We start from the raw sequence: 16,516 nt of genomic DNA, 5'->3' as shown, positions 1-16,516 counted from the left end.
AATCTATTATTAGAAATAATGATTCACAGCAAGAGAAGTCAAACCGGAAAAAGAAAAATCCCGCGAATTGAATCGCGGGATAAGAGAATAAGCTCCCCGGACAAAGGCTGTCGACCAGAGAGCCAGGGCTATGGGTTTGCCTCGCCGCCGGACTTATCCGCTGACACTGCTTTCTTCACCGCTCGCTTACGGGGCGCGCTCTTTTTCTTCCCCTCCCCCGGCGCCGCAATTCCGCGGAAGCGGCGTACCGGCGTGCTACGGGCCTGGTCAATAAGCTGGAACAGCGTCCCGACTAGCGGCTGCATGAAATCCTGATAACGGCACTGTTTCTCGCTGATTTGCGTCAGAATCGACTCCCAGTGGGCAGTCATGTCCGGACGCGTCGCCATCTCCGGCAACGAATGGAAAAGCGCCTTACCGGCATCGGTAGAGTGGATATAGCGCCCTTTCTTGGTCAGAAAACCGCGTTTGAACAATAGCTCGATAATTCCGGCGCGGGTCGCCTCCGTACCGAGACCGTCCGTGGCGCGCAAAATTTTCTTCAGGTCTTTATCCTGCACAAAGCGGGCAATACCGGTCATCGCCGACAGCAGCGTGGCGTCGGTAAAGTGCCGCGGCGGCTGGGTCTGGCGCTCCACCACTTCCCCTTTTTCGCACAGGAGCTCATCATCTTTAGCGACCACCGGCAGCGGCATGCCGTCGTTTTCTTCATCGCGCTCTTTATTGCCTAACAGGGTTCGCCAGCCCGCTTCTGCCAGAAAACGCGCCTTGGCCACAAACTTACCGTTGGCGATATCAAGATCGATCTGACACTTTCGGAACACCGCATCCGGGCAGAACTGCATCAGATACTGGCGGGCAATCAGGGTGTAAATCTTTTCTTCGTTGTCGCTGAGCTTCACCTGCGAACTGCGCGCGGTGGGGATAATGGCGTGGTGGGCATCGACCTTTTTATCGTCCCAGCAGCGGTTGCGGATCTCCGGGTCCACTACCGGCTGCGGCAGCAGGTCCGGCGCATGTACGCTGATGGCGTTCAGCACCGCATGTCGTCCGGCAAAATGCTCTTCCGGCAGATAGCGGCTGTCCGAACGCGGATAGGTAATCAGCTTATGGGTTTCATACAGCTTCTGGCAGATATCCAGCACGTTCTGCGCGCTAAAACCGAAGCGCTTCGCGGCTTCAATCTGCAGCGCCGAGAGGGAGAACGGCAGCGGCGCTGGCTCGGAGTCCCGCTTGTCGTTATAAGCGGTCACCGTCGCCGGCTGGCCCTCAATGCGCTTGACCACATGTTCGGCAAGCGAACGATGCAGCAGCCGTCCCTCTTCATCCTGGTAGGGTTCACAGGCCTCGCTGGGGATCCAGGTGGCGACAAAACGCTCCTCCTTCGGGGTGACGATATGCGCCTTCACATCGAAGAAGTCTTTGGCGACGAAGTTTTCAATCTCTTCATCGCGGCGTACAACCAGGCCAAGCACCGGCGTTTGCACGCGTCCGACCGATAGCACCCCTTGATAACCCGCGTTACGCCCAAGGATGGTGTAGGCGCGGGTCATATTGATCCCATATAACCAGTCGGCGCGGGCGCGAGCCAGCGCCGAGACGCACAGCGGAACGAACTCGCTATTGGCGCGCAGGCGGTTAATCGCCCGCTCCACCGCCTGCGGGTTGAGATCGTTAATCAGGCAGCGCTGCACCTGCTGGCGCTTTTCCGGCGCCAGCTGCAGGTAGTCGAGCACCTCGTCCACCAGCAGTTGACCTTCTCTGTCCGGGTCACCCGCGTGGATCACTTCCTGCGCATCGCCAAGCAAACGCTCAATCACGTTAAGCTGTTTGGTCACCGAGGGCTTGGGCTGGAGCTGCCACTTTTCCGGAACGATAGGCAGGTCGAGCAGATTCCAGCGCGCATAGCGCTCATCATAGACGTCCGGCTGAGCCTGCTCCAGCAGGTGGCCGATACACCAGGTGACCACCTGTCCGTTGCCGCATTCAATATAACCATCGCCTTTGCGATGCGGTTTTGGCAGCACATCGGCAATGGCGCGGCCGAGACTCGGCTTTTCTGCAATAAACAGCCGCATGAAATCAACGAATCTCGATCATAGGGCGTCCGCCGCGGGCGGTCACCAGCTCGCCGATAGCGGTCAGCGTGATGCCATATTCAGCGGCTGCTGCCAGCACCTCGTCCTCGGCTTCCGGCGTTACCGCCAGCAGCAGGCCGCCGGAGGTTTGCGGATCGCACAGCAGATCGCGCCACTCAGGCGGCATTTCGCCCATCAGATGCCCGTAGCTGGCAAAGTTTCGCCCGGTTCCGCCCGGCACCGCACCGGCCGCAATATACTCTTCCACGCCCGGTAGTTTCGGGATACTGGCATAGGTGAGTTGCGCCTGTACGCCCGCGCCGCGGCACACTTCGCTCAGATGCCCCAGCAGTCCGAAGCCGGTGACGTCGGTCATCGCCTTCACGCCGTCAATGTTGGCGAACGCCGAGCCGACGAGGTTCATCTGGCACATGGTTTCCGTCGCCAGCCCCTGATGTTCCGGCTTCAGCAGCGACTTTTTCTCGGCAGTGGTCAGCACGCCGATACCCAGCGGTTTCGTGAGGTAGAGTTTGCATCCGGCCTGAGCGGTACTGTTTTTCTTCACCCGCTCGGTCGGAACCACGCCGGTCACCGCAAGACCGAAGATGGGTTCAGGCGCATCAATCGAGTGGCCCCCGGCCAGCGCGATCCCCGCCTGCTGGCAGGCAAAACGCCCGCCATCAACTACCTGACGGGCAATTTCCGGCGCCAGCGTATTGATGGGCCAGCCGAGGATAGCGATGGCCATTATCGGCTTGCCGCCCATAGCGAAAATATCGCTGATGGCGTTTGTCGCGGCAATGCGCCCAAAGTCGAACGGATTATCGACGATCGGCATAAAAAAGTCGGTAGTACTGACAATCGAGGTACCGTTGCCGAGATCGTAGACCGCGGCATCATCGCTGGTTTCATTCCCCACCAGCAGATTCGGGTCAATAAATTTGGCCTGGTCGCTCTGCAGGATGGTTTCCAGCACTTTAGGGGAAATTTTACATCCGCAACCGGCTCCGTGGCTGTATTGCGTTAAACGAATGGCTTGCTCGCTCATGGACATCTCCTGTCATTGCAATCCCGATATGGTAGCGCCCAAATGGCGGAGTGGTAAGTGCGACAGTCCGAAATCGCGTATGGTTGCTCATTAAGCAGACAAAAAACCGATTTTGCGATGCGGGCCCGCTTTTTCGTCGTCATTTTACCCTTTACTAAAAAATGACAGAAATGTAACAACAAAAAATTCTGTTTTGTCTGGACATATAACAACGTAAGGAAGTTTTCATGAAAAAGCGTGTTCTCGCCCTTTGCCTGGCCAGTTTCTTCTCCATCAACGCTTTCGCCCTGGTTCCCGCCGGTAACGACGTCACCACCAAACCGGATCTCTACTACCTGACCAATGCGCAGGCTATCGACAGCCTCGCGCTGCTACCGCCGCCGCCGGAGGTGGGCAGTATCGCGTTTTTAAACGATCAGGCCATGTATGAGAAGGGACGCCTGCTGCGCGGCACCGAGCGCGGCAAACTGGCGGCGGAAGACGCAAACCTGAGCGGCGGCGGCGTCGCCAACGCCTTCTCGGGTGCCTTCGGCTCGCCCATTACCGCCAAAGATGCGCCGGAGCTGCACAAGCTGCTCACCAATATGATTGAAGATGCCGGCGACCTGGCCACGCGAGGGGCGAAGGAGAAATACATGCGCATTCGCCCCTTTGCGTTTTACGGAGTCGCCACCTGTAACACCAAGGAACAGGATACGCTATCGAAAAACGGCTCCTACCCCTCCGGCCACACCTCTATCGGCTGGGCCACCGCGCTGGTGCTGGCTGAGATTAATCCGCAGCGGCAAAATGAAATTCTTAAGCGCGGCTTTGAGCTGGGCGAAAGCCGGGTGATCTGCGGCTATCACTGGCAGAGCGACGTCGACGCGGCGCGGATTGTCGGTTCGGCGGTGGTTGCCACGCTGCATACCAACCCGGCCTTCCAGCAGCAGCTTCAGAAAGCGAAAGACGAATTCGCCAAACGGCAGAAGTAACCTCATCGCTGTTAAATTCCCGGAGGCGGCGCTTGACGCGCCTTATCCGGGCTACGGGTTCCCAGCCGTCCGCGGTTTGGTCGCCCGGGCAGATGCGCCAGCACCGCCTCCGGGAAAGGTGTCGAGCCTGGTACACTGGTACGGCTTCCACCCGACTCGCGCTGCGCTTAGCCGGGCTACAATCCCGGAGGCGGCGGTGAGCCGGGCCCGCCCGGCATAACGAGAATGGACTCAGAAGCGCGTCACGAACGGCGCGGTATCCGGCAAAGTGATGGTGGTTGAAGCTTTGAGCTGCGGCGTTCCCAGATAAAGAAAGCCCACGATTTTATCCTGCTCGCGGCAGGCAAACCCTTCACGGACGACCGGGCTCTCGGTTAATGCGCCGCTGCGCCAGATACCGTTAAAACCCTGCGCCACGGCCGCCATCTGCATGGCCATCACCGCGCAGCCCGCCGACATCTCTTGTTCCCACCTGGGGACCTTCGGATGATCTTCACAGCGCGCCACCACCGCAATAATCAGCGGCGCGCGGAACGGCGCGCTGCGCGCTTTTTCAATCGCCTTTTCATCTCCGCCTGCCGCCACGGCGCCTTTTTCCAGCAGCTGGCTGAAGCGCTCGCGCCCATCATCGGCAATAATGAAGAAGCGCCACGGCTGTAGCGTTCCGTGGTCCGGCGCGCGCAGCCCCGCGCGAAGGATGTTTTCCAGCTGTTCGCCAGCCGGCGCCGGATCGGTCAAACGTGAAGCGCTGCGGCGATTAACCAGTAGTTCGAGAGCATCCATCTGTGTAACTCCTGTGATGTCATTTTTCATAAAATTAACATGCACAAGGATTTTGTTACAGCCCAGCGGGTGATTCCTGCTGACAACCGTCGGCACTCTCATTAGGATAGCCAGACGCGGCAGCCCCTGCGGCTTGCCCTATTTTGATAATGGTTAGGGAGAATACATGCGAACTCTTTGGCGACTGCTCGCCGGAATCTTTAAATGGACATGGCGAGTGCTCAACTTCATTCGCCAGCTCGCACTGAACGTGGTTTTCCTTGTGCTGGTGCTGGCCTGCGTCGGTATCTGGGCCCAGTTCAGCAGTAACACAACAGAGCATACCACTCGCGGCGCGCTGCTGATGGATATCACCGGCGTGGTGGTCGATAAACCTTCGGCCAGCAGCAAACTTGGGGTCATTGGCCGTCAACTGTTTGGCGCCAGCTCGGATCGCCTACAGGAAAACTCGCTGTTTGATATTGTGCAGACAATTCGCCAGGCGAAAGACGACCGCAATATCACCGGCATCGTGCTGGATCTGAAAAACTTTGCCGGCGGCGATCAGCCATCGATGCAGTACATCGGTAAAGCGCTGCGCGAATTCCGCGATAGCGGCAAACCGGTCTACGCCATTGGCAGCAGCTACAGCCAGGGGCAGTATTATCTGGCCAGCTTCGCCAATAAAATCTGGCTTTCGCCGCAGGGCGAAGTGGATCTGCATGGTTTCGCGACCAACGGCCTGTACTACAAATCGCTGCTCGACAAACTCAAAGTATCGACCCACGTTTTCCGCGTCGGCACTTATAAATCAGCGGTAGAGCCGTTTATCCGCGATGATATGTCCCCGGCAGCGCGCGAGGCGGATAGCCGTTGGATTGGCGAACTGTGGCAAAACTACCTCAGCACCATCGCCGCCAACCGCCAGATCTCCGCACAGCAGCTGTTCCCTGGCGCTCAGGGGGTCCTCGACGGTCTGCGTAAAGTTGATGGCGACACCGCCAGGTACGCGCTGGATAACAAGCTGGTTGACGAGCTTGGCACCTCTACCGAAGTGGAGAAAGCGCTGACTAAGCAGTTTGGCTGGAGCAAAGCGGATAATAACTACAGCGCGATCAGCTACTACGACTACACCGTGAAAACGCCTGCCGATAAAGGCTCCGCGATAGCGGTTATCTTTGCTAACGGCGCGATTATGGATGGCGAGGAAACGCCGGGTAACGTCGGCGGCGACACTACCGCTGCGCAGATCCGCGACGCCCGCCTCGATCCGAAAGTGAAAGCTATCGTACTGCGGGTAAACAGCCCTGGCGGCAGCGTCAGCGCCTCGGAGGTGATTCGCGAAGAGCTGGCGGCGGCAAAAGCGGCCGGCAAACCGGTGGTGGTATCGATGGGCGGCATGGCGGCCTCCGGCGGCTACTGGATCTCCACCCCGGCGGATTATATCGTCGCGAACCCGAGCACCCTGACCGGCTCTATCGGTATCTTTGGGGTAATTAACACCGTCGAAAATACGCTCGGCTCGATTGGCGTTCATACCGATGGCGTGGCCACCTCTCCGCTGGCCGATGTCTCCACCACTAAAGCGCTTCCGCCGGAAGTACAACAGCTGATGCAGCTCAGCATCGAAAACGGCTATAAGCGCTTTATCACCCTGGTGGCGAACGCGCGTAAGAGCACGCCGGAAAAAATCGACCAAATCGCCCAGGGCCACGTCTGGACCGGTGAAGATGCGAAAGCAAACGGTCTGGTCGACAGCCTCGGCGACTTTGACGACGCGGTGGCAAAAGCCGCCGAGCTGGCGAAGCTGAAAGAGTGGCATATCAATTATTATCAGGAAGAGCCGACTTTCTTCTCGATGGTAGTCGATAGCCTGACCGGTTCCGTTCGCGCGGCGCTGCCGGCGGCGGTTCAGGCTTATTTGCCTGCGCCGGTGGCCGCTGCGGCTAATGCAGTGAAAAACGAAAGCGACAAGCTGGCGGCCTTTAATGATCCGCAGAATCGCTACGCCTTCTGCTTGACCTGCGCCAACATTCGTTAATCCCACGCCGCCCCATTCCACGGGGCGGCATTTTTCACTTCATCCTTCCCGCCGCCTCTTTCCTGGCTACGCGCAGCAACGCTGGCCCCATAGTCACTATGCTCCCACAGATTTCATTGCTTGCCGCCTCGATGCAGCGTAAATGTTTTTGTGTCAGGCAAGCCATGCAATACACGAAAGCAGCCGACGCCCCTGCAACTTGCGGCGTGACGGGTATATACTGCGCCTGTCTACGTTTAACCTAAGCGATGCTATGCAGAAGAAATCTATCTACGTTGCCTATACTGGCGGCACCATTGGTATGCAGCGTTCTGAACACGGCTACATTCCCGTTTCCGGCCATCTCCAGCGCCAGCTGGCTTTAATGCCCGAGTTTCACCGTCCGGAGATGCCGGACTTCACCATTCATGAATATGCTCCGCTGATGGACTCCTCCGATATGACGCCGGAAGACTGGCAGCATATCGCCGAGGATATTCGCGATCGTTATGACCAGTACGACGGTTTCGTGATCCTGCACGGTACGGATACCATGGCGTTTACCGCTTCGGCGCTCTCCTTCATGCTGGAGAATCTGGGGAAACCGGTCATTGTGACAGGATCACAAATTCCGCTCGCTGAGCTACGCTCTGACGGGCAGATTAATCTCCTCAATGCCCTGTACGTCGCCGCCAACTATCCGATTAACGAAGTGTCGTTGTTCTTCAACAACCGTCTCTACCGCGGCAACCGTACAACAAAGGCCCACGCCGACGGATTTAACGCCTTCGCTTCGCCAAACCTGGCGCCGCTGCTGGAAGCCGGGATCCATATTCGCCGTCTCGGCACCCCTCCCGCACCGCACGGCAGCGGTGAGCTGGTGGTTCACCCTATCACGCCGCAGCCGATTGGCGTGGTGACCATTTATCCCGGCATCTCCGCCGACGTCGTGCGCAATTTCCTGCGCCAGCCGGTCAAAGCGCTGATCCTGCGCTCATATGGCGTCGGTAACGCGCCGCAGAACGGCGAATTTATTCAGGTCCTGGCCGAAGCCAGCCAGCGCGGTATCGTGGTGATTAACCTGACCCAGTGTATGTCCGGCAAGGTGAATATGGGCGGTTACGCCACCGGTAACGCGCTGGCTCAGGCCGGGGTGATTAGCGGTTTTGATATGACCGTCGAAGCCACGCTGACCAAGCTACACTATTTATTGAGTCAGGATCTGGACGTTGCGGCTATCCGTCGCGCAATGCAGGAGAACCTGCGCGGCGAACTGACCCCCGATGAGTAAGGAGAAACACATGACCCAGCGCGCGCTGCTTCTGGTCGATTTACAAAATGATTTCTGCGCCGGTGGCGCACTTGCGGTCCCGCAGGGCGATAGTACGGTTGACGTCGCCAACCTGCTTATCGACTGGAGCCTGACGCGGGGCGAAACGGTGGTAGCCAGCCAGGACTGGCATCCGGCGAATCACGGCAGCTTTGCCAGCCAGCATCAGGTTGAACCCTATACCCAGGGCGAGCTCGACGGCCTGGCGCAAACTTTCTGGCCGGATCACTGCGTGCAAAACAGCGAAGGCGCGGCTCTGCATCCGCTGCTCAAACAGCAGCATATCGCCGCCGTCTTCCACAAAGGCGAAAATCCGGCCATAGATAGCTACAGCGCCTTTTTCGACAACGGCCACCGACAGAAAACGCAGCTTGATGCGTGGCTGCGCGAACGCGATATTCGCGAACTCACGGTGCTGGGTCTGGCCACCGACTACTGCGTCAAGTTTACCGTGCTCGACGCTCTCAATCTGGGCTATAACGTCAACGTCATTACCGACGGCTGCCGCGGGGTGAATATTCAGCCGCACGACAGCAATCAGGCATTTATGGAGATGGCCGCCGCGGGCGCCACCCTCTATACCCTGGACGACTGGCTGGAAACCCACGCATAACCGGTGCCGACAGGCATTTTCCCTGTCGGCGCATTTCTCAGGCCAGCGTTGAAATCTCCTCCAGCGATATCTTGCGCGTTTCGATGCCAAAGCAGAACAGGATCAGCGCACAGAGTACCAGCATCACCCCGAGCACCATAAAAACCGTAATCGCGCCGTAGCGGGTCAGCAGGACAGCGACGCCGTAGGGAGTAAAGACGGCGACAATTCGCCCTACCGCGTTGACAAAGCCTGAACCGCGCAGCCGGAGATGCGTTGGCCACAGCTCCGGCACGTACACCGCCGAGGCAAAGCAGACGTACATATACAGGAAAAAGATCATCACCAGGCCATAGCTTAAGATGGCCCACTCTGCGGTTTGAATCGAATAGAAGTAGCCGAGCACCGCAATAATAATCAGCAGCGATGAGCCAAATAACCGCCGCGGAAAACGGTCGATAATCAGCGCGGCGATAAATATTCCCACCGGCGCGCCAATCATAATAATCGCGGTCATCAAGATTGACTTCGTCACGTCGATGCCCGAATTGACGAAAATTGTCGGGATCCACACCGTAATGGTATAGAGCGAAATATTCATGGCGATTAGCACTGTGATTGCCACCAGCGTGCGCCGCAGCATCTGGCCTTTAAACAGCAGCCAGAAAGAGCCGCTTTCCACACACACATCCGCCGTTTGATCCGCGCTTTGCCAGGCCGGTAAGGTGATGTTTTTCTCTCTCTCGATTTGCGACTCTACCTGCTGGAGATGCTTTTCAGCGGCGCTGCGCTGCCCTTTTCCGGCCAGCCAGCGGGGAGATTCAATAAAGTATCTTCCCGACAGATACCAGGCCAGCAGCATGGCTCCTCCGCCGAACAGAAACATCATCCGCCAGCTTAAAAAAGCAATCACCACGACGCCAATTGCCGCCGATAGCATAGGCGACCAATTGCCGACAAAGGAGAGCCGGGCGGACCATTTTCCACGTACCGCGGGCGGAATAAATTCGGTAAAGGAGGCATAGCCCACCATAATCAGCGCCCCCATTCCGCAGCCCATCAGACAGCGAAAAAAGATAAGCCAGTACATGTTGGGCACAAAGGTTGCCGCACAGGCAGAGACCCCGACGATCAGTAAATTCAGGCGAAATGCTTTACGTCGCCCGAGATAATCGCCTATAAAACCTCCGGTCAACGAACCAATAAAGTAGCCAAACATCAGCGCCGAGGTAAATGCGGCGTTGAGATAGTTATTTGACCAGCCATTGCTGACTAACTTTGCCAGCACCACGTTGCCGGAATAGCTGAGAAAACCGGTGATTAATAAACTAAAACTAATAATGCCAAAAATACGAAAATGAAATCGTGATAAAGGTAAGCGGTCTAATCTTGCGCCGATAGGGTCACATTGTTCCATCTGGATGCCTCAAATTCAGCTAAAATATAAAGTATGGCCATCGCGGCAGAATCATTTTTGCCGCGCCAGCCATCATCATTAAATTTTTATGGCATTATCCAGGTGCAAATTAAAATAATATCGATACAGCCAATCTTAATGTTAATAAACAAGTTGAATATTATTTTCTTTACAAAATGCAATCCACTGTGCACCCGGCGCCTTATTGGTGATAAGGTAATTAATATGGCTAAAATCCACGAGCTGGACGAAGGCTTTGCGATCGAATTTTGAATGATCGACCAGCAAAGCGACTTCGGTCGCCTGGCGGATCATGGTTTTCTTAATTTCCGCTTCCGCTTCGTTAGAGTCCAGCGCCCCGCTCTGCATATCCAGCCCTTTGCAGCTCATCACCATAATATCAACATGATAGCGGCTAATAATTTCCTTAGTGATCCTTCCCTGCAGCGACAGCGTATTCTTATTGAGCTCGCCGCCGGTAGATACCACGTTGATTTCAGACTGTGCCAGCTCATGAAAGGCTTCCGCCGAGTTGGTTAACAGCGTGAGATCGTTTCTCTCTTTCAACAGCTTTAATAACTCCATCGCGGTACTGCTGGAGTCGGCAGCCATGGTGGTTTTATTCTTTATAAACGGTAATGCATTGCGGGCAATGATCTGCTTCTCTTCTAAAAAAGATTTAGCGCGTTTATAAAAATGAATATTGTCAGCTAAAGCATTGGTATTTAATACAGCGCCGCCGTACGTGCGGGTCAAATAACCTTCATCTTCGAGCTTTTCCAGATCGCGACGGATGGTTTCCTCAGTGACCTGAAAAATTGCGCTTAAATTAGAAACCGCTACTTTCTTATCATTAGCCACCATTTGCTTTATGGCCTGAATCCTGTCTTTTGCCGCCACGATGACACCTCTGTTTCCTGCAAAGTCATAATAAGATTCTAGTATCGCACAGGCCATGTTTATTTTCAAAAGAACCTGTCTGAATCACAGATTTAATACTCTTTTACACAGAAACAGAGGTCCGCGTCTTCTCTCTTATTTAGGATCCAGCGCTTCCGCCATTCGCCTCATCAATAATGAATCATCATCGGTCAGAGCGATGTTCAGCGCATCGACATTCTCGCGCACCTGCTCGGGCGCCGTAGCGCCGCTCAGCAGGGTAATGAGATCGCTTTGCTTTAATATCCACGCCAGCGCCAGCGCGGGGATGGTACAGCGATATTTTTCGCATAGCGGCTGCCATTGCTCAAGCATATCAATCACGCGCAGCATATTTTCCCGCTGGAACCAGACCTTATTGGCCCGCGCACCGCCGGGAACATAATCACGGCCGATAGTCCCGGTCAGTAGCCCCTGCTCAAGCGGCGAGTAGACCTGCACTACAATGCCGTTCTGTTGACAGAGCGGCAGTAGCTCGGCCTCCAGCGCCCGGTCAAGAATACTGTACTTGGCCTGCACGATATCCAGCTCGCCGTGCTTGAGGTACTCTCTGATATGCCCGGCATCTACGTTCGCCGCGCCGATAGAGCGAATTTTCCCCTCTTTCTTAAGCGCGTTCAGCGTGGCTACGGTCTCCGCAATTGGCGTAAAGCAGGGCTCTACCGACTGCCAGTGGGTCATATAGATATCAATAGTATCGATGCCCAGCCTTTGCAGGCTGGCCTCCACCTCTTCGCGAATCGACTCGGGCGTCAGGTTTTTATACAGCTGGCGATCGCCCACCTTATTAAACAGGCTGCCCGTGCGCTCCCAGACGATACCGCATTTGGTTTCGACAACGACTTCGCGGCGCGGCAGCTGTTTAAGCGCCTGGCCAACAATCACTTCGCTGTTGCCAAAGTTGTAGCCTGGCGCGGTATCAATCAGATTGATCCCGCAGCGATGCGCCTCAACAATGGTGTCGATACATATCTGCAGATCGAGATCGCCGTTCCACGCCGGGCCGCCGCCAATGGCCCATGTGCCTAATCCCATTCGGGAAAGCGTGATATCCGTACTGCCTAAAGAAATCATTTTCATCTGCTGCTATTACCCTTCATATTCGTCGAGAAGTTGTTCAACCAGCGTTCTGTTCTTCACGCCCGTCGTGGCGCCTACGCTCAGCACCGAGATCGCCGCCGTGGCGTTAGCAAACAACGCGCACTCGCGCAGCGGTTTGCCTTCAAGCAGCGCGGTGATAAATCCCGAGGCAAAATTATCCCCTGCGCCAATGGTGTCGATGGCGGTAATGCCTGAAACCGCCGGCACTTCCAGCTTCATATCGGCACGCTTAATAAAGCAGCCTCGCTTGCCGGTCTTAATAACCACCGTTTTCACCCCGCAGTTCAGGAAGCTATCGGCGATATCATCCAGCGTCTCTTTGCCGGTGAGCAGTTTTGCCTCGGCATAATTGGGAAACAGATAATCGACGTAGCTCAGCGCCTGGCGAATATCGTTCAGAGTTTCGTTAAGCCGCGGCTTAATCATATCGGCGCAAATAATTAATCCGTGCGCTTTGGCCTGAGTGAATATCTCCGTTAACGCTTTACCATCGAGCAGCGGGCTATTAAAAATGCTCGCCAGCGACAGCAGCTTTGCCTGAGAGAAGCGGCCAAAGTCCACATCGTTAATATTCAGCTTCCACAGACTACCATTGCGGTTAGTCACAAAAGTACGCTCGCCATCGGCGGTGACCAGACCCACATTAATGGAGGTATCGATTTCGCCATCCTGCTTCAGGCTGTGGATATCAATATTCTCCCGGCGACAGTGTGCAAGAATAAAATGTCCCGCCGCGTCGTCCCCTACCCGACTCATTAATGCCGTTCGATGACCGAGTCGGGAAATAATGGTTGCCTCGTTAATTGCGTCCCCCCCGGTGGTCATGGCGATGCGTTCTAAGGGATATGAGTCAACATCAAAGATATTTTTGCTCACCGGCTGCAGGGGAATATCAACAATGGCCGCGCCTATACAAATAACCTCGATATTATCCATGTTGTCATTCCGCTTTACCGTCAGAGCCAAACAGTTTTATTTTCTCCAGCGCGCGCGTTTTGACCGCTTTGCGCACTTCGCGCTCAACGTGCAGGAACGGTTGATTCTGGTTCTCCTGCACTGCCGCCATCGCCGCCTGGCACAGTTCGGTATGAATGTTAATTTTGGAAATACCCAGCGAAATAGCCTGCTTAATATCCACGTCGCTAATGCCGGATGCGCCGTGCAGTACCAGCGGAACGGATACCGCCTCGCGCACGCGTTTCACCACCTCAAAGTTGAGTTTCGGCTCTGAGGTATAGACCCCGTGCTGGTTACCAATCGCTACCGCCAGGGAATCGCAGCCGGTGCGCTCGACGAATTCCGCCGCTTGATCCGGATCGGTATAGTGATAGCCCGCCAGCGCTTCTTCGTAGACCGTTTCATTGCCCACGTGTCCCAGCTCCGCTTCGATCGGAATGCCCAGCGGATGGAAGAAGTCCACCGCTTCTTTGGTCAGACGAATATTCTCTTCGAAATCAAAGGCGGAAGCGTCGCGCATCAGGGAGTTCATGCCATGGGCCCACGCATTGTGGATAATTTCCATGCTGCGTCCGTGGTCCCAGTGCGCAATCACCGGTACCGAGGCCTTTTTGGCCATTGAAACCATCATATGCGAAAAATCTTCAAACGAGGTATTGCCCACAAATCCGGTGCCGAAAGAGATAATCACCGGCGATGTTGACTCTTCTGCGGCATCGATAACGCCCATCAGCATTTCGGCATTCCACACGTTAAAGTGGGCAATGGCATAATGTTTATTTTGCGCATCATTTTCCCAATATTTAATATCAGCCAGCATAGTTGTTTCTCCCTTTTTAATAAATTAATGGTTAACTCTAATAACGCCTTTAATAATCTCGCATTTGTTATTAACAGATTCCTCAAACGCGCGCTGAACATCCTCGTAGTCGTAAATGTGCGTCACCATCGACTTCACATCGAAACGGCCGGAGGAGATAGCTTCAATAGTCACCGGGTAGCGGTTGGCATAGCGGAAAACGGTCTGAATCGATACTTCGCGGTTAATTTTCAGGAAGTTAATTGCCGAATCCCCGGGGACCGTACCGACGATCATGATTTTCCCTCCACGCATGACCAGATACGGTGCCTGCTTAACGGTGATGGCCGAACCGGCGGTTTCGAATACGATATCAGCCCCCATGTCGCCGGATAACTGCTGGCAGCGCGCGACGGTGTCCTCTTTTGCGCCGTTGATAACGACTTTGGCCCCGAGCTGTTCGGCCATGGCCAGGCGTTTTTCCAGCACATCAACCACCGTGATATCGGTAGCCCCCAGGCAAAGGCATGCCTGCAGGGTCATTAAACCAATACAGCCTGCGCCAAGAATGACGATTTTCTTGCCAGGCTTGACGTCCGCCAGCATTGCGGCATGCATGCCGACCGCCGCAGGCTCCACCAGCGCGCCTTCCATCGTGTCCATATTGTCGGGCAGCTTATAGGTGAAGCTCTCCGGATGGCACAGGTAGTGGGTTAACGCGCCGCGATAATTTGGCTGCGTGGCCATGAAATCAACGTCAGGACAGATATTGTATTTCCCCTCCAGACAGTAGCGGCAGTGGCCGCACGGCACCCCGGGTTCAATATTCACCCGGTCGCCGGGTTTAAATTTGCTCACGCGATTTCCCACCGCGACCACCGTACCGGCGCATTCGTGCCCCAAACCAATTTCCTGATTGGGATCTTTCGGCGGAATAAAGGGACCTGATTCGAAACCGTGAACATCTGAACCGCAAATACCAACGTATTCAATTTTGATCAGCACTTCATGTTCTTTGGGTACCGGAATATCGGCAGCGATGATTTTCATGGTACCCGGCTTTTTTAAAATCGCTTTTGAATTATTCATTTTATTTTCCGTCAATATTATTTGCTGGTAACGGCATCAATACCGAGACTTTCGACAGAGACGCCTTTAGTTTCAATTCCGATTGTGGCGATAGCGACTGCAACAATAATGGAGACGGCCCCCAGTAGCACAAATACCCCGGTTACGCCATAGCCGTTAAGTAATACCGCCACCGCATAGGGTGCGGCGATACCGCTGATGCGCCCCACCGCGTTAGCCAGGCCTGAACCACGAAGCTTCGCTTCGGTCGGCCATATTTCCGGCACATAGACCGCTGAGGCGTAGCAAACGTACATATAGACAAACGTAATCAGGAAGAAGCCAATTAACGTAATGAGCAGCATACTGGTTTGCAGAGAATAGATATATCCCAGCACGGCGATTAATACTAATAAGCCCACACCCATAGTTTTTCGCGGTATTTTATCCATTACCAGCATGGCGATGAAAATGCCAAACGGCGCGCCGAACATACTCATGGTGTTTAAAACAATGGAGTCTTTCAGATTAATGCCCTGGGTCATAAATATCGTCGGCAGCCAGTTAATTAAGGTATACTGGACGACATTCATGGCAATCAGGACGAAGGAGCCTAAAATAACCCGCTTGAGTAATACGCCGGTTAATAAGGCTGAATAAGGAACCGCGCGCGGCGCTTTACCATCATCTTCTATTACCACTGGCGGCAATGGCTTACCGGTTTGCTGCACGACCCTCTCTTCAATGGCCCGCATCACCTTTTCCGCTTCCGCGTAACGTCCACGAGACTCCAGCCAGCGGGGCGATTCAGGGAAACTGCGCCAGGCAATAACGGTAGCAATTAGCGACAGCAGCGCCGGGATCAGCAGCTGTACGCGCCAGTTCCATTCCGCGCTGATTAACGGCGTTAATCCCATCGCAATCAGCGAACAGAGCGGATAAGACCAGTTGCCGATAAACGAGACCCGACTGGACCAGGTGCCGCGATTTCTGCCGGGCATATATTCGGTGAATCCGGCAAATAAGGTCACCAGCAGCGCGCCTAACCCTACCCCCATGATAAAACGACAGGCAATCAGAAAGATCATATTCGGCGAAAACGCCCCTATGACCATGGCAATAATATGAATCGCTTCATACAGGATGAACGCATTTTTACGCCCGATCTTATCGCCGATAATGCCGCCGCCGAGCGCGCCAAGAAACATTCCCGCCGTGGTAATGGCAGAAAACGTAGCGGTCGTGGAATTATCGGTCCAACCCAGGTCTTTTAGCTGCGCGAGTATTAACCCGCCTACGGCATTACTCCAGCAGACAAGTAATCCGAAAGCGACCATGGCAAACATTGAAGCGTGCCAGCGGCAGTCGGGCAGGCGATCGAGCCTGGCGCCGCAGTGCGGTTTTGCTATCTGTTCCATCCGGGAACCTTCC

14 protein-coding genes are annotated in these 16,516 nt (G+C 55.0%); 4 read left to right on the top strand and 10 right to left on the bottom strand.

Annotated features, from left to right (window positions below; all coding sequences use genetic code 11):
- Positions 1-128: 128 nt before the first annotated feature.
- Both ABLV75_RS16010 and selD read right to left on the bottom strand, forming a co-directional pair.
- The gene (locus ABLV75_RS16010) at positions 129-2,078 is read right to left on the bottom strand and encodes a DNA topoisomerase III (protein WP_004101300.1); all 1,950 of its coding nucleotides are present in this window, start codon (positions 2,076-2,078) and stop codon (positions 129-131) included.
- A 4-nt stretch (positions 2,079-2,082) separates the two neighbouring features.
- Positions 2,083-3,126 (bottom strand): selenide, water dikinase SelD, encoded by a 1,044-nt coding sequence (gene selD / locus ABLV75_RS16005; protein WP_004101299.1) that lies wholly within the window; start codon positions 3,124-3,126, stop codon positions 2,083-2,085.
- Positions 3,127-3,353: 227 nt separating this feature from the next.
- On the opposite strand from selD, the gene phoC reads away from it, so the two are divergent.
- Positions 3,354-4,100 (top strand): acid phosphatase PhoC, encoded by a 747-nt coding sequence (gene phoC, locus ABLV75_RS16000; RefSeq protein ID WP_004101298.1) that lies wholly within the window; start codon positions 3,354-3,356, stop codon positions 4,098-4,100.
- A gap of 231 nt (positions 4,101-4,331) precedes the next feature.
- On the opposite strand, the gene ABLV75_RS15995 is transcribed toward phoC, so the two are convergent.
- Positions 4,332-4,883, bottom strand: coding sequence for an NAD(P)H nitroreductase (locus ABLV75_RS15995; protein WP_004101297.1), 552 nt, complete (start codon positions 4,881-4,883; stop codon positions 4,332-4,334).
- A gap of 166 nt (positions 4,884-5,049) precedes the next feature.
- On the opposite strand from ABLV75_RS15995, the gene sppA reads away from it, so the two are divergent.
- The 3 genes from sppA (at position 5,050) to pncA (ending at position 8,825) form a co-directional block, all read left to right on the top strand.
- On the top strand, positions 5,050-6,903 hold the full coding sequence (gene sppA / locus ABLV75_RS15990; RefSeq protein ID WP_004101296.1) for a signal peptide peptidase SppA: 1,854 nt from the start codon (positions 5,050-5,052) through the stop codon (positions 6,901-6,903).
- A 253-nt stretch (positions 6,904-7,156) separates the two neighbouring features.
- Positions 7,157-8,173, top strand: coding sequence for an asparaginase (gene ansA / locus ABLV75_RS15985; RefSeq protein ID WP_004101295.1), 1,017 nt, complete (start codon positions 7,157-7,159; stop codon positions 8,171-8,173).
- Positions 8,174-8,183: 10 nt separating this feature from the next.
- A complete protein-coding gene (gene pncA, locus ABLV75_RS15980; protein WP_032728098.1) occupies positions 8,184-8,825 on the top strand; it encodes a bifunctional nicotinamidase/pyrazinamidase in 642 nt (213 codons plus the stop codon).
- 37 nt (positions 8,826-8,862) lie between these two features.
- Here pncA and ABLV75_RS15975 read toward each other — a convergent pair whose 3' ends face one another.
- From ABLV75_RS15975 to ABLV75_RS15945, 7 genes are all read right to left on the bottom strand, one after another.
- Positions 8,863-10,221: an MFS transporter gene (locus ABLV75_RS15975; protein WP_004101293.1), complete on the bottom strand. Its 1,359-nt coding sequence runs from the start codon at positions 10,219-10,221 to the stop codon at positions 8,863-8,865.
- A 141-nt stretch (positions 10,222-10,362) separates the two neighbouring features.
- On the bottom strand, positions 10,363-11,121 hold the full coding sequence (locus ABLV75_RS15970; RefSeq protein ID WP_004101292.1) for a DeoR/GlpR family DNA-binding transcription regulator: 759 nt from the start codon (positions 11,119-11,121) through the stop codon (positions 10,363-10,365).
- A 135-nt stretch (positions 11,122-11,256) separates the two neighbouring features.
- Entirely contained in the window at positions 11,257-12,240 is a 984-nt protein-coding gene (locus ABLV75_RS15965; RefSeq protein ID WP_023320744.1) for an aldo/keto reductase, read from the bottom strand.
- 9 nt (positions 12,241-12,249) lie between these two features.
- On the bottom strand, positions 12,250-13,197 hold the full coding sequence (locus tag ABLV75_RS15960; RefSeq protein ID WP_004101290.1) for a sugar kinase: 948 nt from the start codon (positions 13,195-13,197) through the stop codon (positions 12,250-12,252).
- A gap of 4 nt (positions 13,198-13,201) precedes the next feature.
- Positions 13,202-14,038 carry a ketose-bisphosphate aldolase gene (locus tag ABLV75_RS15955; protein WP_004101281.1) on the bottom strand — a complete coding sequence of 279 codons (837 nt, stop codon included), beginning with the start codon at positions 14,036-14,038 and terminating at the stop codon, positions 13,202-13,204.
- Positions 14,039-14,062: 24 nt separating this feature from the next.
- Complete coding sequence (locus ABLV75_RS15950; protein WP_004101278.1) at positions 14,063-15,106, bottom strand: NAD(P)-dependent alcohol dehydrogenase; 1,044 nt, start codon at positions 15,104-15,106, stop codon at positions 14,063-14,065.
- A gap of 17 nt (positions 15,107-15,123) precedes the next feature.
- A complete protein-coding gene (locus ABLV75_RS15945) occupies positions 15,124-16,503 on the bottom strand; it encodes an MFS transporter (RefSeq protein ID WP_004101276.1) in 1,380 nt (459 codons plus the stop codon).
- Positions 16,504-16,516 lie beyond the last annotated feature (13 nt).

The organism is Klebsiella sp. CN_Kp066 (assembly GCF_040065135.1).
GTDB lineage: Bacteria > Pseudomonadota > Gammaproteobacteria > Enterobacterales > Enterobacteriaceae > Klebsiella > Klebsiella oxytoca.
Note: the sequence above shows the minus strand (reverse complement) of the source record. Positions and strands in the feature narration are given on the sequence as shown.